Origin of the sequence: Streptomyces boluensis (assembly GCF_009908195.1) — a bacterium.
Lineage (GTDB): Bacteria > Actinomycetota > Actinomycetes > Streptomycetales > Streptomycetaceae > Streptomyces > Streptomyces boluensis.
This window is the reverse complement of the sequence record NZ_JAAAHS010000116.1, coordinates 1-19,315: the sequence shown is the minus strand read 5'-3', so window position 1 is coordinate 19,315 and position 19,315 is coordinate 1. Positions and strand designations below refer to the sequence as shown.

Genomic DNA, 19,315 nt, shown 5'->3' with positions numbered 1-19,315 from the left:
TCCCTGATGGTGACCAGTGCCGAGAACATCGGGATCGGACGGCTCACCGGGGTGCGCAGCCGCTTCGTCACGGCGGGGGCGGGGGTCCTGCTCATCGCGGTGGGCCTGATCGCCCCGGTGTCGCGGGCCCTGGCCGCCGTACCGGCCCCGGTGGTGGGCGGTTCGGCCCTCGTCGTGTACGCGGTGATCGCGGTCATGGGCGTCGAGATGCTCGGCCGCGCCGGGCTCGGCGACCACACGGTTGCCACCACGGCGGCCGTGGCCCTGGCGGCCGGACTGCTCCCGGTCGTCTCGCCCGGCTTGTACGACGGGTTCCCGCAAGCGATGCGTACGGTCCTCGGCAACGGTGTGGTGGCGGGCACGGTGGCGGCGGTACTGCTGCACGCCTTGTTCCGGGTACGGCTCCGTTGCGCCAACAGGTCGGTGCTGGGAGGCAGTTGAGGGTGCCCCGGCCGGATCAACGGGCCGGGGCGCGCCTACGCGGCATTGCAAGATCAGGCCGGCACACAGAGGATCCCCAGGGCGGTCGCAACGTTCGACGGCAGGTCGTTCATCGTGTCCAGCACCAGCCGGTGCTCGGTCCACGGGGCGAACTCCTCCCGCACACGTTCCACCGCCGCCCACGTCGGCTCGGCGAAGCCCTCGATGCCCCGGGACCGGGCCTCCAACCGACGACGGTGTTCCGCAGGGTCCGAGCACACCGCCTCGATGAACACCACCGGCACACCATGACGATCCGCCAGGGCCCGCCACTGCCCCCGCGCCGCCTCCACGGCGTTCACGGCATCGACGATCACGGTCTGGCCCATGCCGAGCACACCGTCGGCCACGGCCTCGGCCACGACGTACGCCGCCAGGCCCGTGGGCTGGCCACGCTTCACCCCCGCACGCCACATCGCCGCCTCGATCGGATCCACGGACACGACCGGGGCGGTCAGCTTCCGCCCCAGGGCCTCGGCGACCGAACTCTTCCCCGCACCGGGCAGCCCCGCCATCGCGATCAACATGACGACACCTTCGCACGCCCGCCCGGAATCGCTCACCGAGCAGTGCCTGAAGGGGAGTTGACACCACCTTCCGCGGCAGAGTCTGCGCCCGTGCCCGCGAGCGCGTCCGCACGCGCCCGCAGTGAAGCGTGCAGGGCCCGGACCGCCCTCGGCGCGTCGCCTCGGCGGCGCTGCAACACCACCAGCACGCGTGTGGTCTCGTCGAGCAGCGGGCGGTACGTGATCAGGCCGGCCCGCTCCAGCGGATCGCCCGCCACACTGAAGTCCGGCAGCAGAGTGACACCCAGGCCCTCGGCGACGAGCACCTTTCCGAGCTCGGCGCCGTCCGTGGAGTAGGCCAAGTGCGGGGCCTTGAACAGCCGGTGGGCGTAACGGTGCATGACGTACCCCGAGCGCATTCCGATCAACGGGGCCCCCTCCAGATCGGCGGGGCTGAGCGCCTTCCGCCTTGCCAGCGGGTCGTCGGCACGCAGGCACACCACCGGGCGGCCGCTCAACAGTTCCGTGGTCTCCAGGTCGGGGGGAGTGTCGTCGCCGTCGAGGTAGTTGACCAGGCCGAGGTCGAATCGGCCCTCGCGCAGGCCCCGGTGGATGTCGTCCTGCTGTGTGCCGACCATTTCGACCTGTGTCGCAGGATGCTGCGCGTGGAACTCACGGACAGCGGGCACGAGGAGCGGGACCGTCGCCGCGTTCACCGTGCCGACACGGACCATCCGGCTGCTGTGGTGCTGGTCGTGCGCCGCGCGGCGCAGCCGGTCCACGGACTCCAGGACGCCGATGATGTGCGGCAGCAGCTCCCGCCCCTCGTCGCCCCCGGCTCCTCCCGCACCGCTCATCTCGTCGCGCATCTCGGTCGGCAGTTCTCCGCGAACGGCCACGAGGTCCACCATCTCGACGTGCGCAGCCTTCCCGCCGAGGCGCTGCTGTCTGCCGACACCAAGCACCCGGAGATCGCACGGGCCGTCGACCTTGTGGCCCGCTCGGACGCTCTGATCGTCGCGAGCCCCGTGTACAAAGCCGCGTACTCGGGCGTCCTGAAGACGTTCCTCGACCTCCTGCCGCAGTACGGGCTGCGCGGCAAGGCGGTGCTGCCGCTGGCCACCGGAGGCTCGCCCGCGCACGTCCTCGCCGTCGACTACGCGCTGCGTCCCGTGCTGACCTCGCTTGGCGCCGACGTCGCCCAGGGCTGGTTCGTCCTCGACCGGCACATCACGGTCGGCACCGACCGCGCCGTCACGCTCGCGCCCGAGGCGGGCGACGCCCTCGCCCCGGTCGTCGACCGCTTCCGCGCAGCCCTGCCCGCCGGGTCGCGGCTCGCCGCCGCCTGACCCATGGCTATCGGCTTTCCCTTGCACCCCGCCACCCCGTTCGGCCCGGAGACCACGAGCGCCGATGTGTTCTCTGTCGTACGGAAGTTGGCCACCCGATTCGCCGCCGACGACGCCCGACGCGACGCCGAGCGGATCCTCCCGTACGACGAGATCCGCGCCCTGACCGAGGCAGGCCTGTTCACGCTCAGCGTGCCGAAGATCCACGGCGGGCCGGGCCTCTCCACGCGCGACCTGGGCGGGGTGTTCACCGAGCTGGTCGCGGGCGACGCCAGCATCGGGCAGATCCCGCAGAACCACTACGGAAGCCGGGTCGTGCACGGCACCAAGTACTACGCCACCGGCGCCCTGTTCGCCCACTGGATCCCCGTCCACGCCGCCGGCGAGGAGGGCCGGGTGCACGCGGCCTGGGTGCCCGCCGACGACCCCGGCGTCACCGTCGAGGACGACTGGAACGGCCTGGGGCAGCGCACCACCGGCAGCGGGACCGTCCGCTTCGCGCACGTCCGGGTGCCCGCCGAGCGGATCGTGCCGGTGTACACGATCTTCGAGAAGGACGAGCTGTTCGGCGCGTACGGGCAGTACCTGCACGCCGCGATCGACACCGGCATCGCCGTCGCCGCGCTGCGCGACGGTAAGCGGCTCATCCACGACATCGCCCGCCCCCGCAAGGAGACCGGCCTCGACCGGGCCGCCGACGAGGAGGCGATCGTCGACCTGTTCGGCGAGCTCGCCCTGCGGGTACGCACCGCCCGCGCCCTGCTGCGGGAGGCCGGCGAGGCGGTGGACGCGGCCCGCGTCGACCTCAACACCCGTACGGCGGCGGCTTCAGCCGCGGTGGCGGAGGCTTCAGCCGCGGTGGCGGCGGCCCGCGCGCACTCCGATGAGGTCTCCCTCAAAGTGTCCGGCGGCATCTTCGAACTCATCGGCACCCGCGCCGCCGACCGCGCCCTGAACCTGGACCGGCACTGGCGCAACGCCCGCACCCACACCCTGCACGACCCCCGCCGCCTCAAGCTCCGCTACCTCGGCGGCTGGGAGCTCAACGACACCCCGCCGCCCGCCAACGGCCTCGTGTGACCGACCCCGTTAAGGATCTCCCCATGTCTCTGACCTTCCACTGGTTCCTGCCCACCAACGGGGACAGCCGCCACATCGTCGGCGGCGGGCACGGCGTGCCCACCGGCTCGGCCGGTGGTGACCGCCCCGCCTCGCTCGCCTACCTGGGCCAAGTCGCCCGTACCGCCGAGCAGTTGGGCTTCGAGGGCGCGCTCACCCCGACCGGAGCCTGGTGCGAGGACGCCTGGCTGAGCACCGCCATGCTCGTCGAGCGGACCGAACGCCTGAAGTTCCTCGTAGCGTTCCGGCCAGGCCTGATGGCGCCCGCGCTCGCCGCGCAGATGGCCGCGACGTACCAACGGCACTCCGGCGGCCGGCTGTTGCTGAACGTCGTCACCGGCGGTGAGGACCACGAGCAACGCGCGTACGGCGACTTCCTCGACAAGGAGGCCCGCTACGCCCGCACCGACGAGTTCCTGCACATCACCCGGGCGTTGTGGCGCGGCGAGAGGGTCGACTTCGACGGGCAGCACGAGCGGGTCGCCGACGCCCGCCTGACCCGCCTGCCCGACCCGGTGCCGCCCGTCTACTTCGGCGGTTCGTCGAAGGCGGCGGGCCCGGTCGCCGCGCGCCACAGCGACGTCTACCTCACCTGGGGCGAGCCGCCCGCGCAGGTCGCCGAGAAGATCGCCTGGATCCGTACGCAGGCGAAGGCGGAGAGGCGGGAGGTGCGGTTCGGCATCCGGCTGCACGTCATCGCCCGCGACACGGCCGAGGAGGCGTGGGCGCAGGCCGGGCGTCTCCTGTCCGGCATCAACCCGCAGGTCGTGGCCAACGTCCAGGCGGGCCTTGCCCGTTCGGGCTCCGAAGGGCAGAAGCGGATGCTCGCGCTGCACGGCGGCTCCACCGACCGCCTGGAGATCTACCCGAACCTGTGGGCCGGCATCGGCCTCGTGCGCGGCGGCGCAGGCACCGCCCTCGTCGGCTCCCACACGGAGATCGCCGACCGCATCGCCGAGTACCACGCCCTCGGCATCGACGAGTTCGTGCTCTCCGGCTACCCGCACGTCGAGGAGGCGTACTGGTTCGGTGAGGGCGTGCTGCCCGTCCTCGCCGACCGCGGCCTGTGGCGGCACCCGGACGCGGCTGCCCTTGACAGGACGCCGGCGGCGGTACCGTTCGCCTCGTAACCCAGGGCAGAGCTCGTAACCCCTCAGTAGAGAAAGGCAGTTGAGACCCCGGGGGATCCCCCGGGGCCTCAACTCGTGCCGTCAGCCACGGCGGTGGCGCGCCGCCGAGTGGGATGCGGGCAGCCGGTCGCCGCGTCCGAACAGCTTCGACGTGCGCGGCGCGGGTGTACGGGTGTCGGGGTGCGGCGAAGAGGTGTCCTTGCCGGGCCCGACTCCACGACGCGCCCGTCCTTCATCACGAGAACGTCGTCGCTGACGTGCCGGACGACGCCGAGGTCGTGCGAGAGCTGCGCACTGCCGGGAGACTCGCGCCCCGGGTGTTTCGGCGGCGCAACGCCAGGTGTGCTCACCTCCGATCCTGCACGCGTGTCCGGTACGACGGCCGGCCGGCGGCAACCCAGCAGGACCTCGTAAGGCCCGGCCTGGCCGGCGGTGTCTTCTGAACACCCGCCGTGCAGCTCGTTCAGTGAGTCGCGGGTCTCCTCACGATGCGCTGGAGAACTCGAAGTGAACGGCCAAGGCAGCGCTTCCTACTGTCTGTCTGGCCGGGCGATCTGTCATCGACTTCGAAACGCAGTGCGCCATCAAGCCGTTGGCCTGCTGTTCCTTGGGAGAGAGGAACGAATCTCGGTGATCCGTACGCCCTCTGCGCATGCGTCGATGATGACTGAGGCTTTTCCAACCTCAGTCTGACGTCGCCCAGGTCTTTCAGTGGGAAGGCGGCAGCTCAGATGCGGGTTCGTGGGCCGGCAGGGCGGCGCCGGCGGCCCGGGCGAGCTGCTTTCACGGCCTGCGAGCCTGATCCGCGCCGATTACCCTGAAGGAAGACGTTCGACCCTTTCAACTCCGGCTCCAAGTGCCAAGTGCCGGAACGCCGTCCGAAACGGCATCTGAGCGAAGCCTCGCCAGGGAGGCGCAGCCGCATGGCTCACGAGCAGATCCCCGGTATTGATCCCACCGCGCAGCCGAGTGGGGACGGGTGCGCAGAGTGCCTGGCAGGCGATGGACCGGGGTGGTGGTTCCACCTGCGGCGCTGCGCGGCGTGCGGGCACATCGGATGCTGTGACTCCTCGCCCTCGCAGCACGGCACGAAGCATGCCCGGGAGGCCGGGCACCCCTTCCTGACGAACTTCGAGCCCGGCGAGTCCTGGTTCTGGAACATCGAGACCGAGCAGTACTACGAGGGTCCGCCCCTGGCACCGCCCACCTCACACCCGGCCTCGCAGCCGACTCCGGGGCCGCGTGGCAAGGTCCCGGCGGACTGGCAGCTTCACCTGCACTGACCTGGTCCGGAGTCTCTTGGACCGGCAGATGCCATTGGCCCTGGTTTGACATGTTTCTGTCGGATGTCAGGGTGGTGGGTGGGGCCAATGTTGGGAGGCTCGGCATGGCATCAGGTTCAGCATGGCGTTCCACAGCACGGCAACTTCCGCTCAGGCTCACGGTCGGCACGTTCTTCCTCAACTCGGGACTGTCGAAACGCGGTTCGGACGAGGCCACCGCCCAGAGGCTGCAGCAGTTCGCTGCCACCACCTACCCGTTCCTGGGCAAACTCGACGCCCAGAAGTTCGTCCGGCTGCTCTCCGCCGGGGAGCTCGCCGTTGCCACCACGCTGCTCCTGCCCGTCGTCCCCGCCGCTGTCGCAGGGGTGGCGTTGACCGCATTCTCCGTTGGCACCCTCGGGCTCTACCTGCGGACGCCGGGGATGCGGCGGGAAGGCAGCCTGCGCCCGACCGAGCAGGGAACCGTGCTGGCCAAGGACGTTTGGATGTTGGGCATCGGCGTCTCCCTGATCGCCGAGGGCGTGAACGAACACCGGTGACGCACCACGAGCACGTCGGCCCCACCACTGCCGTACGCAGGCGGCGCCGAGTCTGCCGTCGGGGAACTCCGCCGCGAGGTGCCATGTCGTACCGCAAGGGTTGCTCCCCAGCGCCGCAGACAACCCACCGAGATCCGGACCAGGTGCGGACCAACTAAGCCCCGCGACAGGCGACTTCACCCATAGTCGCAGGTCAGAAAGGGTGCACGGCCGTGCACCAGCAGCAGACGAAGAACCTGCTTGTTTCATACAGCCCGGAGAAGCTCGGGTTCTTCCAGAGCCTCAAGTCGGGTGCCTGGCGGGAGCTTTACCCTTCCAGGCACCCACAGCCCCGCAGCCGCTGCACCGCGACGGCTGGCGTCTCCCTGTCGTCAGCCCAACGAGCAAGCTCGGAAGGCAAGTTGGAACAGGCTCACACGGTCGGCCGGTGGTTCGGGGTGTATGCCCAGGTGCGGAGTTGCTCTACGGCCTTGCCGATGCGGAAGACGGTCGGGTCGTCATAGGTGTGGCCGACGATCTGGACGCCGGTCGGAAGGCCCCAACTGGAGTGGCCGCTCGGCACGTTGAGGACGGGGCAGCGGTTGCTGATGTTGAAGGGCAGCGTCATGGCCGCCCACAGCGGCTCGCCGTGGTCCTCGCCGTTCACCACCAGACGCCCCAGGAGGTCGTCCCCGGCGGGCAGTCCGGGGACAGCCGTGGTCGGGCAGATCAGGGCGTCGAAGGGGGCCATCGCCTCGGCCAGTTCGCGCTGCAACCGGGTCTCGACGCGCAGACCGTCCACGTAGGTGACCTGCTCACCGGCGACGGCCATGGTGTCGGCGAAGGCTGCCGCGTACGGCGACATCCGGTCGCGGTGCTCGGCTTCGATCTCACGGACCATGGCGCCGAAAATCGTGGAGAAGTGTGCGGCGACACTGATGAGGAGGTCGTCCTTGGTCCACGGGAGTTCGATCTCCTCGACGATCGCGCCCGCGTCGGTGAGGGCGCGGGCGACGGCGCGGGTGTGGGCCTCGATCTCCGGGTGCACGTCGTAGGCGCCCAGGCGCAGACACAGGGCGATGCGCATCCCCGCGACCGCGTCGTACTCGGTCGGCAGGACGAGTTTCGGGCGCAACGACACGTGGTCGCGCGGGTCCGGTCCTGCCAGAACGTTGGCGAAGGTGACGCAGTCGTCGACGGTGCGTGCCATGGGGCCGTCGCCGCGGTAGTGGTCGGCGGACAGCGGTGCCACGCCGGGGATCCGGCCGTACGGGGCCTTGTATCCGACGGTGCCGGTGAAGGCGGCGGGGATGCGGGTCGAGCCGCCGATGTCGGACGCGGAGGCGAGCAGCGCGGTACCGGCGGCGAGGGCGGCGCCGGCGCCGCCGGACGAGCCGCCGGGGGTGAAGTCGGGGTTCCACGGATTGCGGGTGACGCCCCACAGGCGGCTGTGGGTGAAGGTGGCGATGGAGAACTCGGGGGTGGCGGTACGGGCGTGGATGATGCCGCCCGCGTCCAGGATCCGGTCGATGACCGGGGCGTTCTCGGTCGCGGTGTTGCCGACGTTGACGAGGGAGCCCTCGGTGAGGGAGCGCCCGGCGATGGCGTGCTTCTCCTTGGTGGCGACCGGTATGCCTTCGAGCGGGCGCGGCGTCAGGCCGCCCTTGCCGAGGAAGCGGTCCTCGGCGTGCCGGGCCTGGTCGAGTGCCTCGTCGTAGAGCTGCTCAGTGAAGGCGTTGACGACCGGTTCCGTCTGTTCCGCGCGGTCGATGACGGCGCGCATCAGCTCCACCGGGGAGAGTTCGCGGGCGTCAAAGAGCCGTCGCGCCTCGGTGGCGCTGAGGTAGGCGAGATCGGCGCCGGCGTCGTTCGGGTTCATGCGGACTTCCTTACGGATGAAGGGACTTCACGGGCGAGGGTGGGTAGGGGATGTCAGCCGAGCAGTCGTTTGAGCGCGGCGTTGATCCAGGCCGTCGCCTCCCCTGCGGCAGGGCTGAGGTGGTCCATGCCGTAGAAGCCGTGGACGAGGCCGTCGAACCGCCGGTGCGCGACGCGTACGCCGGTGCCCCGCAGCGCTTCGGCGTACGCGTCTCCCTCATCACGCAGCGGGTCGTACTCCGCGGTGGCCACGACGGCCGGAGCGAGCCCGGAGAGGTCCTTCGCCCGCAGGGGTGCGACCCGCGGGTCGGCTCCGAACGCGGCGGAGGCTGGATCGGATGGGCTGACGCCGAGGTACTGCTCGAAGAACCAGTGCAGTTCCGCGGTGGTGAGGAAGTAGCCTTCGCCGTTCTCGGTACGCGACGGGTACGCGCCTGCCATGTCCGTGCTGGGGTAGACCAGGAGTTGGGCGGCGAGCGACAGTCCGTCGGCGTGGGCCTGCTGTGCGCACACGGCGGAGAGCGTCGCTCCGGCGCTGTCGCCGCCGACGACCAGCCGGGCAGGGTCGCCGCCGAACGCGTCCACGTGCTGTGCGACCCAGGTCAGGGCGGCGTACGCGTCCTCGACCGCGGCGGGGAAACGATGTTCGGGCGCGAGCCGGTAGTCGACGCTCACCACGACGGCGTCGAGGTCGCGGCACAGGGTCCTGGCGTGCACGTCATGTGTGTCGAGGTCGCCGGCCACCCAGCCGCCGCCGTGCAGGTACACCACCGTTGGCACGGGCGTCGTGGCATGCGGCCGGTAGACGCGGGCCGGGACGGAATCCGCCAGCACCGTCGAGGTCACCGTCGCGGCCTCGGGCTTCGTGGCCTGGTCGAGGTGGTCGACGGTCAGCGCCCGCAGCCGGGCTCTGGCCTGTGCGACAGCGTTCTCCCCTGGCTCGGGGGCGTCGAGTTGCTGGAGGCTTCGCAAGAACGCGGCGATGTCCGGGTCCAGGGGCACGTCACTTCTCCCGCCGGTCGCCGGCACACAACCAGTGCGCGGCTGCCGCGAGCAGCGCCGTCACACCGGTGTGGATCGTGGGTTCGGGGACGGGGGCGAAGTACGGGGAGTGGTTGGCCGGGACCGTGTCGGGCAGGCCGTCCGTCAGCAAGGTGTCGGGGTCGATGTGCTCGAAGAAGGCCGGGTCGGCGCCGCCGAAGTGCCAGAAGACGGAGGGGACTCCGAGCGCCGCGCCGAAGACGCCGAAGTCCTCGCTGCCGGTGAGGGGTTCGGGCAGGGTGAACACCCGCTCCCCGCCCAGGACTTCGGCGATCGCGGTCAGTACGGTGCCGGTGGCTTCGGCGTCGTTGACGGTGACCGGGAAAGGGTTGAATCCCGTGATCTCGGGCTCCTTGGGCGCCCCGGACGCGGCGGCCTCGGCACGGACGATCCGTTCGACGGCCGCCAGGACCCGCTCCCGTACGGCGGGAGTCGTGGAGCGGATGTTGATCCGCAGGTCCGCGGTGTCGGGAATGATGTTCTCCTTGGTGCCCGCGTGCAGCGAGCCGACGGTCACCACGGCGGTCTGTGCCGCCCCCACCTCCCGGGAGACGACCGTCTGCAGCCGCATGACGACCGCCGCGGCCATGACGATCGGATCGACGGTGGTTTCGGGCGTGGACCCGTGTCCGCCGCGGCCGTGGAGACGGACCCGCAGGCTGTCGGAGGCGGCCATCACCGTGCCCGGACGGGTGCCGACGAGACCGACGGGGGCCGGGGACACATGCTGGCCGAGGCAGACATCAGCGCGCGGGAAGCGGTCCAGGAAGCCGTCCTCGATCATGGCCGGTGCCCCGCCGACCTCCTCCGCCGGCTGGAACACCGCGACGACCGTGCCATGCCATTCGTCACGGGCGGCGGCGAGTTGGGCGCTCGCGCCGAGCAGGCAGGTGACGTGCATGTCATGGCCGCAGGCGTGCATGACGGGAACCTTGTTGCCCTCACTGTCGACGCCCATCTCCTGGGAGGCGTACGGCAGTTGCGTCCGCTCCCGCACCGGGAGGCCGTCCATGTCGGCACGGAGAAGGACCACCGGGCCCTCGCCGTTGGCCAGGACTCCGACGACGCCGGTGCCGCCGACGCCCTCGGTGACCTCCCAGCCCTGCTTGCGCAGCCGTTCGGCGACGACTCCTGCCGTGCGGACCTCCTGGAAGGACAGCTCGGGGTGGGCGTGCAGGTCCTCGTAGAGGGCGAGCAGGCCGGGCAGCCGGTCCGGGAGGCCGGACAGCAGGCGCGCGGCGGAGGCGGCGGTCATGAGTGTTCCTTTGCGGGCGTGGGGAGTTCGGACACGCCGGTGGCGGCCCGGAAGGAGGCGGCGTCCTGCGGGGTGAGCAGCGCCATCACAAGAGCGATGGCCGCGCCGAGCACCAGGGACGCGAAGGCCACCTTGAACGAGAAGGCGTCGGCGAGCGCGCCGATGACGGGCGGGGCGACCATGCCGGCCACTTGGCCGCCGAAGACGATCGCTCCGCTGCCCACGCCGACGTCCTCGGCCGCGAGGCCGCCCAGCGGCACGGCGAGGATCGGCATGTAGCAGAGGGAGACGGCTGTCGTGGCGAGCGTGCCGAAGACGATGAAACCGGTGAGCGACGGCGAGAAGACCATGAACAGCAGCGTGACGGCGGCCGCCGTCATGCTGGGCACGATCACCCTGCGGTGGTGGCCGCCGAGGCGGTCCGCGAGCCGCCCGCCGACGACGATCGCGCCGGTCGCGGCGAGGCCGGGAATCGCCACGAGGGCCCCGGTCGAGGCGAGCGAGACGCCGTACTCCTCGCTCACATAGGACGGGATCCACGTGCTGAGACCCCACACGATCAGGCTGTAGCCGAACATCATGGTGCTGAACCGCCAGATCACGGCCTTGCCCAGGACGCCCCCGGCGCGCCGCCGGTCGACGCGGGGCTCGGGCTCCACCACCGGCAGCGGCGCGGGGAGCCACACCCGTATCGCCACCACGACGAAGACGCCGAGCGCCGCCGTCGAGAAGAACGCCGAACGCCAGCCGAAGACGGCGATCAGAGGTGCGACGAGGAGCGGAGTGAGCACGCCCGCAAGGGCGTTGGAGCTCATGATGACGCCGTTGGCACCCATCCGCTCGGCACGTGTGGTCCGCTCCACGAGGACCTTCATCGAAGCGGGCGGGAAGACGCCTTCGGCCGTGCCGAACGCGAACCGCATCAGCAGCAGGACGCCGAACGACCAGGCGAAGCCGGTCAGCGCGGTGAACACCGACCAGGAGAACAGGGCCCAGAGCATGACCCGCCGGGCGCCGTACCGGTCGGCAAGCAGGCCGCCCGGGATCTGGCACAGGGCGTACGCGAGGAAGAACGCCGAGACGATCAGGCCCTGTTCCCCGCGGCCCACGTCGAACTCGTCGCCGATGGAGGGCAGGGCCAGGTTGATGACGAGCCGGTCGGCGTAGTCGACCAGCCAGGCGGTGAACAGCAGGACGATCGTGATCCGGACGGTTCTCCGGGTGGACTTCGGGGGCGGAGCAGACACGCGGCACTCCTTCGACTCCGGGCAGCCGAAGCCGGGGCTGGGCATCGGCCGGAAGTGCCCCTACGATCCGGTCCGTGACAGGAATCCCTGGAGAATTGCAGGAAAACATCTCAGGAGGAGCGACGGTCCCCGATTCCCGCGGGACCGGCGGAGGTGCTCCGTTCTCCGAAGTGGACCTGGCCCTCGTCGACGCCCTCCAGGCCGCTCCCCGGGCACCGTGGTCCCGGATCGGCCGGGCCATCGGCGTGGACGCGACCACGGCGGCCCGCCGCTGGGAACGGCTGCGCGCGAACGGCCTGGCCTGGGTCAGCGCGTACGACTCCGCGAAGGCGACGACCGTCGCCTACGTCGAGGTCAGGTGCCGGCCCCGGGCCGTGGAATCCGCCGGCGCCGCCCTGGCCGCCATGCCCTGGGTCTTCAGCGTCGACGAGACGGCCGGTGACTTCGATCTCCTGGCGTCGGTCGTCGCTGCCGACCTGCCCGCCCTGGGCCGCTCGGTGCACGGTCTGATCGGCGGCCTGAAAGGCGTACGGTCCACCCGTACGCGCCTCGGCATCACCCTGTACAGCGAAGGCGGTGACTGGCGCATGCGGGCCATGGAACCGTCCGGTGACGCGGAGCTCTCCGCTCCGCGCACCTCGCACCCGGTCCCGTACAGCGCCCACATGCACCACCGGCCGCCGCCCGGGGACCAGGCCCTCCTGGAAGCCCTCGGCCGTGATGGACGCCTCGGCTACACCGACTTGGGCACCGCGACCGGCATGAGCGAACACAGCGCCCGACGCCGGCTCCAGCGGATGATCCGGGACCGGGACATCACCTTCCGCTGCGACCTGGCCCACCCCCTCGCCGGGCTGTCGACCGTCGTGCTCTACCGCACCGCGGTCCCGCACACCCACCTCGAAGCCACGGGCAACGCGCTGGCCCGACGGGAAGAGGTCCGCCTGGCCGTGTCCGTCAGCGGCTCCGACAACCTCCTCGTCATGGTCTGGCTGCGCGGCCTGCACGCCATCGACCCCTTCGAGGCGCACCTCGCGGAACGCTTCCCGCACCTGAAGGTCAGCGACCGCACCGTTTTCCTCCACTCCCGCAAACGCATGGGCCGACTCCTCGACACCACCGGCCGCGCCGTCGGGCACGTCCCCTTCTCCCTGCCCCAGGTCTGACCCCGGCACCTGCCACGCCTCGCGCTCTCCCCGGCCTGCCTGGTGAGAGCCGTTCGCCTCTTCCTCGTCGCGGCTTCGGATGGTTATGTTCGGATGAACATAGGCGGGGCGCCGATGGAGACGCCCCCCACGACCGGGAGGGCCAGAGCCGAAATGAGCGATTCCCGCAGCCTCGCGCGCTGCTGCATGCCGACCGGCGGCGGTCCGGCGGCCGTCTCCGTGACCGTACCGCTGACCGCGGCGCCGAGCCGGGTGCGCGACGAGCGGGGGATGGTGTCACTGCCGGGCGGCGAGTTCCTGATGGGCACGGACGACGCCGAGGGCTTCGCCGGGGACGGCGAGGGGCCGGTGCGGGCCGTGCGGCTCGACCCGTTCCGCATCGACGTGTGCGCGGTGACCAACGAGCAGTACGCGGCCTTCGTCGCCGACACCGGGTACCGCACCGACGCCGAACGCATCGGCTGGTCGTACGTGTTCGCCGGCTTCCTGCCGGCGGCCCTGCGGCGCGGTGCGCCCCGGCCGGAGCGAACCCCCTGGTGGTGCGGAGTGCGGGGTGCCGCCTGGGGCCGGCCGGAGGGGCCCGGCAGCACGCGCGAGGGGCGCGGTGACCACCCGGTCGTGCACGTGTCCTGGAACGACGCCGCCGCGTACGCCGCGTGGGCGGGCAAGCGGCTGCCGACCGAGGCCGAGTGGGAGTACGCCGCCCGCGGCGGGCTCGAGCAGCGGCGGTACCCCTGGGGCGACGAGCTCGACCCCGACGGCGGCTACCGCTGCAACATCTGGCGCGGCACCTTTCCCGCGAAGAACACCGCCGCCGACGGGTACCGCGGCACGGCCCCCGTCGACGCGTTCGAGCCCAATGGCTTCGGCCTGTACAACACCTCCGGAAACGTCTGGGAGTGGTGCGCCGACTGGTGGACCACAAACCATGGATCCGCCCGGCCGCTGGTCAACCCCCAAGGCCCGCGCGGCGGTTCGGACAAGGCGATGCGCGGCGGCTCGCACCTGTGCCACGTCTCGTACTGCAACCGCTACCGCGTCGCGGCCCGGACCGCCAACAGCCCGGACAGTTCCAGCGGGCACGCGGGTTTCCGCTGCGTCGCGCCCGTGTGAAGACTCTTGACACCGTCCGGGCGGCGGGTGAATCTGAGCCTAGCTAGGTTCCTGAGAACATAAGAGGTTCGGATGCAGCTCGACTACGTGATCCTCGGTGCGCTGGCGCTTCGCCGCCTGTCCGGCTACGACCTGCGCCGCTGGATGGAAGGTCCGGGCCGGTACATCGGGTACGGCGTCAAGCTGCCGCAGATCTACCGCCGGCTCGGCACCCTGGTGGAGCGCGGCTGGGTGGACTTCGACGTCGACCCGCGCGAGGGCCGCCCGGACGCCAAGGTCTACCGGCTCACCGAGGAGGGCGAACAGGCGCTGCTCGCATGGGCGCGCTCCCCGTACGAGCCGTCGCCGCGCCCCATGGACCCGGAGTTCAAGCTGCGCTTCCTCTTCGCCGGGCAGCTCGACCCCGAGATCGCCCTGGACGTCGTCCGCACGGAGCTCGCGTACCGGCTCAAGCATGACGCGCTCAGCGCCGCCGCGCCCGTCCCCGTCGAGTACGAGCCGCAGATCGATGGTCTTGACGCGGACTGGGCCCGAGAGGTGCACACCATGGCCCACGAGCACGGTTACGCGTTCACGGCCTCCTACATCGCCTGGCTCCAGCTGACCGAGGCCCGCTTGGAGGCGCGGCTCGGCCGCTGACCCCCACCACACCTGCAAAACCCCAACACCCCAGCGCCCCATACCGCTTCCGCACCACGTGACGAGCCGGACCGCCACGCGGCGGTCCCCCCTGCCCGACCCCCTCCAGGGAGCCGTACATGCGCATCATCTACGTCGACGTGGACACCCTCCGCGCCGACCACACGACCCCGTACGGATATCACCGGCCCACCACCCCCAACCTGCAGAAGCTCGCCGACAGGTCCGTCACCTTCGACCGCTACTACTGCTCCGACTCACCGTGCCTGCCCTCGCGTACCGCCCTGACAAGTGGTCAGTTCGGCATCAGCAACGGGGTGATCGGGCATTTCGGGCCCGCCGCGCAGTTCCGGCTCGACGCCGGGCACGGCCCCGAGCCCGACCGGCCGCTGCTCGGCCAGCGCCTCGGCTTCGGCGGGTACTACACCGCCGCCGTGTCGGTCTTCGCCGAACGCCATCGCGCGTACTTCTTCCACGCCAACTTCCGCGAGTCGATCCGCGCCACCGACCGGCTGGGCGACGAGGAGGCGCACGACGTCAACCGCGCCGCGATCGACTGGCTGCGCCGGCATGCGGACGACGACAACTGGTATCTGCACCTGACCTATTGGGACCCGCACACCAACTACACGCAGCCCGCCGAGTGGACCGAGCAGATGGCCGCCTCCGGGCCCGTGCAGTCCTGGCCCGACGAGGAGACGATCGCCGCGCACGCCGAGGTCTACGGCCCGCGCAGCGCTCTCGACCTGCACTACTCGATCCGCGGCGCGGGCACCTCGCCCGTCCCGCACAACATGCCCGACGCGATCCGCTCCCGCGCCGATTTCGAGCACCTGGTCAACGGATTCGACGGCGCCATCGCCTACTGGGACCACCACTTCGGTCAACTCCTCGCCACCCTGGAGGAGTTGGGGATCGCCGACGAGACCGCGGTGATCGTCAGCGCGGACCACGGGGAGTCCTTCGGCGAGCTGGGCTCGTACGCCGAACACGGGCACGCGAGCGAGCCCGTCCACCGTGTCCCGCTGATCGTGCACTGGCCGGGGCTCACCGACCGGCTGCCCGACGAGGCCCGCCGCAACGACGCCCTCCTCTACAACATCGACCTCGCCCCCACCCTGTGCGAGCTGCTCGGCCTGGACGTCCCGGCCGGCTGGCAGGGGGCCTCGTTCGCGCCCGCGGTCCGCGGCGAGACGATCGACTCGCGCGAGTACCTCGTCCTCGGGCACGGCGCCCACACCTACCAGCGTGCCGTCCGCACCCGCGATCACCTCTACCTGCGCACCTACCACCCCGGCAGCTTCCGTACCGAGTGGGAGCAGCTTTTCCACGTCACCAAGGACCCTTACCTGACACGGGACTTGATGGACGAGGAGCCCGGCCTCGCGGCACGGATGCGGTCGCATCTCGCCGAGTGGTGGCACGAGTACGCGGGCCGCCCCGGCGCTCTGCCCGACCCCATGCAGGCCACCCTGCAGACCGGTCCCACGTACTACAACGACCCCGTCCGCTACGCCGCGCACCTGCGCGCCACCGGCCGCGCCCACCTCGCCGACGACCTGGAGCAGCGCCTCGCCACGCTGAACATCCCCGTGTCCTGGCACGCCCCCGACCGGCCGCGCACCGCCGAGCTCCTCGAACGCTGGGTCCACCTGCTGCAGACCCGCGACCAGCGCGCATCCACCCAGCAGGACGGCTGAGCCTCCCCATCCGCGCGCGTACCCGCACCGGATCCGCGCACGTACCCGCACCGGCGAAGGAGCCGTGATGCCGACCGACGCCGTACCACCAGTACCGCCTGTATCCGTACGATCCGTGCCGCCACCCACGAAGGCGCCACCGCCCGGCGCCCCCCGCCGATGGCGTCAACTCGCCCTCCTGGGCGGGCTGCTGAATGTGGACAACAGCGAGTCCAGTGTCCAGTCCGTCCTCTTTCCCGCGCTGCGCGCCTCCCTCGGCCTTCCGCTCGCCGCGCTCGGCCAGCTGGTCGCCGCGAGCAAGCTGATCACCGTCGTCGCCGGGCCCCTCTGGGTCGCGCTGGCCCGCCGGTGGCCGCGCAAGAACGTCCTCGCCGTCTGCTGCGGCTTCTGGGGTGTGTGGACCGCGGCCATGGGCCTGGCCCAGAACTTCGTCCAGCTCCTCGTCCTGGCCACCATCGCCTCTGCCGGGATCGCGGGCGGCGGCCCTCTCGTCAACGGCCTGGTCGCCGACCTCTTCGACGACGCCGACCGCGGCCGCGCGTCCGGAGTGCTGTACGGCATCGCCGCACTGGGTCTCGGCGTCACGGGCCCGCTGCTCGGCCTGCTCTCAGACGTGGAGAACGGCTGGCGGTACGGATTCTTCGCCTCCGGCGCCTTCCAGATCGTCTTCGGCGTGCTGATCCTCGCCTTCCTCCGCGACCCGGGCATCGGCGCCCGGGAGGGCGCCGGGCCGGACGCCGTGGCCCGGCTGACCCGGGCGCAGTTCCGCGGGCTGCTGCGCAACCGCACCCTGGTCCTGATCTGCGTACAACGCCTGACCACCGGGCAGTTCATCCTGATCAGCTTCGGAGTCACCTTCCTGGTCGACGAGCGCGGCTTCAGCAACGCCACCGCCTCCCTGGTGACACCAGCCGTCACCGTCACCTACCTGCTCGGCACGTTCCTCGGCGGCTTCGTCGCCGACCGGGTCCACCGGCGGCACCCGCGCACCGGCCGGATCGCGGCCATGCAGACGGCGATCGTCGCCTATGCCGTGGTCGCCTACGCCGCCACCCAGATCGACTGGGGCCCGATGTGGGCGTACATGGTGGTGTTCAGCCTGGTGGGCGCCGCGCAGAGCGTCACTCCCGGCATCAACCGGCCGGTGGTGATGTCGGTGGTGCTGCCCGAACTGCGCAGCGCGGCCTTCGCGTTGATGCTCTCCGTCGAGGCCGCCGGGTGGGCCATCAGTTCCCTCCTGGTCGGCTACCTCGGCGACGCGTTCGGCCTGCAGACGGCGTTCCTGTGGCTGGCCGTCGTCCTCATGCTGGCCAACGGCGCCCTGGTCACGCTGCTCTACCGGCCCTACGTGCGCGACACCGCGGCCGTCCGGTCGGAACTGGCCCGCCGCGCCGCCTCCATCGGAGGAACGGACCACGCATGACCACCGTCACCGCGATCATCCCGACCCCGTACACGGAGAACGCCTCATGAGTACCCGCACCGCCCGCCCCAACTTCCTGATCCTCATGCCGGACCAGCTGCGCGCGGACGCGCTCGGCGCCTTCGGTAACCCGCACGCGAGCACCCCGCACCTCGACGCGCTCGCCGCGCGCGGCACCCGCTTCACCAACGCCTACGTCCAGCACCCGGTCTGCTCCCCCAGCCGCGCCTCGATCCTCACCGGCTGGTACCCGCACACCGCGGGCCACCGCACCCTCACCCACCTCCTCAAGGACCACGAGCCGAACCTCCTGCGCATCCTCAAGGACGCCGGATACCACGTCACTTGGGCCGGCATGCGCGGTGACACCTTCGCACCCGGCGTCACCGAGTCCAGCGTCGACGAGTACGGCTTCTCGACCTGGCCCACCCGGCTCTACGACGGGGACTACCCGGAGGGCGTCTGGTCCCGCCTGTTCTACCGGGGCCAGGTCCCCGACGACGGCGGGATCGACCCCGACGAGGCCGCGGTGCGCACCGCCGAGCAGTGGCTGCGCGAGCCCCCGCAGGACCGGCCCTGGGTACTGTTCGTGCCGCTGGTGGCGCCGCACTGCCCGTTCCAGGTGGAGGAGCCATGGTTCTCCCGGTTCGACCGCGACGCGGTGCCCGACCCGGCCCCGCCCGGCGATCCCTCCGGCGAACCGCGCTACCTGCGCGCCGTCCGCGAAGCCCACAGCCTGGACAAGGTCACCCCCGAACAGTGGCGCGAGGTCGTGGCCACCTACTACGGCATGGTCTCCCGCCTCGACGACCAAGTAGGCCGCATCAACAAGGCAGTTGAGCAAGCCAGCGCCGCCGCCGACACCGTCACCCTCGTCTTCGCCGACCACGGCGAATACCTCGGCGACCACGGAGTGATCGAGAAGTGGCCGTCCGCGATGCACGACTGCATCACCCGCGACCCGCTGATCATCAGCGGTGCCGGGCTCGGCGACGGCGGCCAGGAGTGCGACGCGATGGTGGAGATGGTCGACGTCCTGCCCACCGTGCTCGGCCTCGCGGGCGCGCCCGCACCCCACCGTCACTTCGGCCGCAGCCTGCTGCCACTGCTGATCGACCCGGCGGCACCACACCGCGAACTCGCCTTCACCGAGGGCGGATTCACGATCGCCGAGGAACCGCAGATGGAGCGCGCGGACTTCCCTTACGACCTGAAGTCCGCGCTCCAGCACCAGGACCCGACCCTGGCGGGCAAGGCCGTCGCCGTCCGGGACCAGGAGTGGACGTACGTGTGGCGGCTGTACGAGCCGCCCGAGCTGTACCAGCGGGCGAAGGACCCGCACGAGCGCACCAACCTCGCGGGCCGCCCCGAACACGCCGACGTGGAACGGCGCCTGCACGACGCCGTGCTGCGCTGGCTGGTGGAGACCTCCGACGTCATCCCGGCCGACCCCGACCCGCGCCGGCCC

18 protein-coding genes are annotated in these 19,315 nt (G+C 71.2%); 12 read left to right on the top strand and 6 right to left on the bottom strand.

What is annotated here, in order from left to right:
- Nucleotides 1-441: solute carrier family 23 protein (locus GUY60_RS16810; protein WP_281368490.1), on the top strand; the 441-nt coding region annotated here is incomplete at its 5' end.
- 53 nt (nt 442-494) lie between these two features.
- Here GUY60_RS16810 and GUY60_RS16805 read toward each other — a convergent pair.
- Together GUY60_RS16805 and GUY60_RS16800 are read right to left on the bottom strand one after the other, a co-directional pair.
- The gene (locus tag GUY60_RS16805) at nt 495-1,007 is read right to left on the bottom strand and encodes a P-loop nucleotide/nucleoside kinase family protein (protein ID WP_161698591.1); all 513 of its coding nucleotides are present in this window, start codon (nt 1,005-1,007) and stop codon (nt 495-497) included.
- A 32-nt stretch (nt 1,008-1,039) separates the two neighbouring features.
- Nucleotides 1,040-1,855, bottom strand: coding sequence for a LysR family transcriptional regulator substrate-binding protein (locus tag GUY60_RS16800; RefSeq protein ID WP_246235114.1), 816 nt, complete (start codon nt 1,853-1,855; stop codon nt 1,040-1,042).
- On the opposite strand from GUY60_RS16800, the gene ssuE reads away from it, so the two are divergent.
- The 5 genes from ssuE to GUY60_RS16775 all read left to right on the top strand — a co-directional run bounded on the left by ssuE (nt 1,790) and on the right by GUY60_RS16775 (nt 6,406).
- Nucleotides 1,790-2,335 (top strand): NADPH-dependent FMN reductase, encoded by a 546-nt coding sequence (gene ssuE / locus GUY60_RS16795; RefSeq protein WP_161698587.1) that lies wholly within the window; start codon nt 1,790-1,792, stop codon nt 2,333-2,335. The two genes, GUY60_RS16800 and ssuE, sit on opposite strands and share 66 nt — an antisense overlap.
- A 21-nt stretch (nt 2,336-2,356) precedes the next feature.
- Nucleotides 2,357-3,415 (top strand): acyl-CoA dehydrogenase family protein, encoded by a 1,059-nt coding sequence (locus GUY60_RS16790; protein WP_246235112.1) that lies wholly within the window; start codon nt 2,357-2,359, stop codon nt 3,413-3,415.
- A gap of 23 nt (nt 3,416-3,438) precedes the next feature.
- Nucleotides 3,439-4,584 (top strand): LLM class flavin-dependent oxidoreductase, encoded by a 1,146-nt coding sequence (locus GUY60_RS16785; RefSeq protein WP_161698583.1) that lies wholly within the window; start codon nt 3,439-3,441, stop codon nt 4,582-4,584.
- Nucleotides 4,585-5,507: 923 nt separating this feature from the next.
- Entirely contained in the window at nt 5,508-5,867 is a 360-nt protein-coding gene (locus GUY60_RS16780) for a UBP-type zinc finger domain-containing protein (protein ID WP_161698581.1), read from the top strand.
- A 104-nt stretch (nt 5,868-5,971) separates the two neighbouring features.
- Entirely contained in the window at nt 5,972-6,406 is a 435-nt protein-coding gene (locus GUY60_RS16775) for a hypothetical protein (RefSeq protein ID WP_161698579.1), read from the top strand.
- A gap of 412 nt (nt 6,407-6,818) precedes the next feature.
- Here GUY60_RS16775 and GUY60_RS16770 read toward each other — a convergent pair whose 3' ends face one another.
- The 4 genes from GUY60_RS16770 to GUY60_RS16755 are packed head-to-tail and all read right to left on the bottom strand — an operon-like array spanning nt 6,819 to nt 11,806.
- Nucleotides 6,819-8,264 carry an amidase gene (locus GUY60_RS16770; RefSeq protein WP_161698577.1) on the bottom strand — a complete coding sequence of 482 codons (1,446 nt, stop codon included), beginning with the start codon at nt 8,262-8,264 and terminating at the stop codon, nt 6,819-6,821.
- A gap of 53 nt (nt 8,265-8,317) precedes the next feature.
- Nucleotides 8,318-9,265 (bottom strand): alpha/beta hydrolase, encoded by a 948-nt coding sequence (locus GUY60_RS16765; protein ID WP_161698575.1) that lies wholly within the window; start codon nt 9,263-9,265, stop codon nt 8,318-8,320.
- Between the two features lies 1 nt (nt 9,266).
- The gene (locus tag GUY60_RS16760; RefSeq protein WP_161698573.1) at nt 9,267-10,559 is read right to left on the bottom strand and encodes an amidohydrolase; all 1,293 of its coding nucleotides are present in this window, start codon (nt 10,557-10,559) and stop codon (nt 9,267-9,269) included.
- Complete coding sequence (locus tag GUY60_RS16755; protein WP_161698571.1) at nt 10,556-11,806, bottom strand: MFS transporter; 1,251 nt, start codon at nt 11,804-11,806, stop codon at nt 10,556-10,558. The genes GUY60_RS16760 and GUY60_RS16755 overlap by 4 nt, the downstream gene beginning before the upstream one ends.
- Nucleotides 11,807-11,976: 170 nt before the next feature.
- On the opposite strand from GUY60_RS16755, the gene GUY60_RS16750 reads away from it, so the two are divergent.
- From GUY60_RS16750 to GUY60_RS39025, 6 genes are all read left to right on the top strand, one after another.
- Nucleotides 11,977-12,972 (top strand): Lrp/AsnC family transcriptional regulator, encoded by a 996-nt coding sequence (locus tag GUY60_RS16750; RefSeq protein WP_312866326.1) that lies wholly within the window; start codon nt 11,977-11,979, stop codon nt 12,970-12,972.
- A 153-nt stretch (nt 12,973-13,125) separates the two neighbouring features.
- Nucleotides 13,126-14,085 carry a formylglycine-generating enzyme family protein gene (locus GUY60_RS16745; protein ID WP_161698569.1) on the top strand — a complete coding sequence of 320 codons (960 nt, stop codon included), beginning with the start codon at nt 13,126-13,128 and terminating at the stop codon, nt 14,083-14,085.
- Between the two features lie 72 nt (nt 14,086-14,157).
- Nucleotides 14,158-14,724: a PadR family transcriptional regulator gene (locus GUY60_RS16740; RefSeq protein ID WP_161698567.1), complete on the top strand. Its 567-nt coding sequence runs from the start codon at nt 14,158-14,160 to the stop codon at nt 14,722-14,724.
- A 119-nt stretch (nt 14,725-14,843) separates the two neighbouring features.
- A complete protein-coding gene (locus GUY60_RS16735; RefSeq protein ID WP_161698565.1) occupies nt 14,844-16,424 on the top strand; it encodes a sulfatase family protein in 1,581 nt (526 codons plus the stop codon).
- 115 nt (nt 16,425-16,539) lie between these two features.
- Complete coding sequence (locus tag GUY60_RS16730; protein ID WP_161698563.1) at nt 16,540-17,847, top strand: MFS transporter; 1,308 nt, start codon at nt 16,540-16,542, stop codon at nt 17,845-17,847.
- A 46-nt stretch (nt 17,848-17,893) separates the two neighbouring features.
- A partial coding sequence (locus GUY60_RS39025) for a sulfatase family protein (protein ID WP_161698561.1) occupies nt 17,894-19,315 on the top strand: 1,422 nt, incomplete at its 3' end.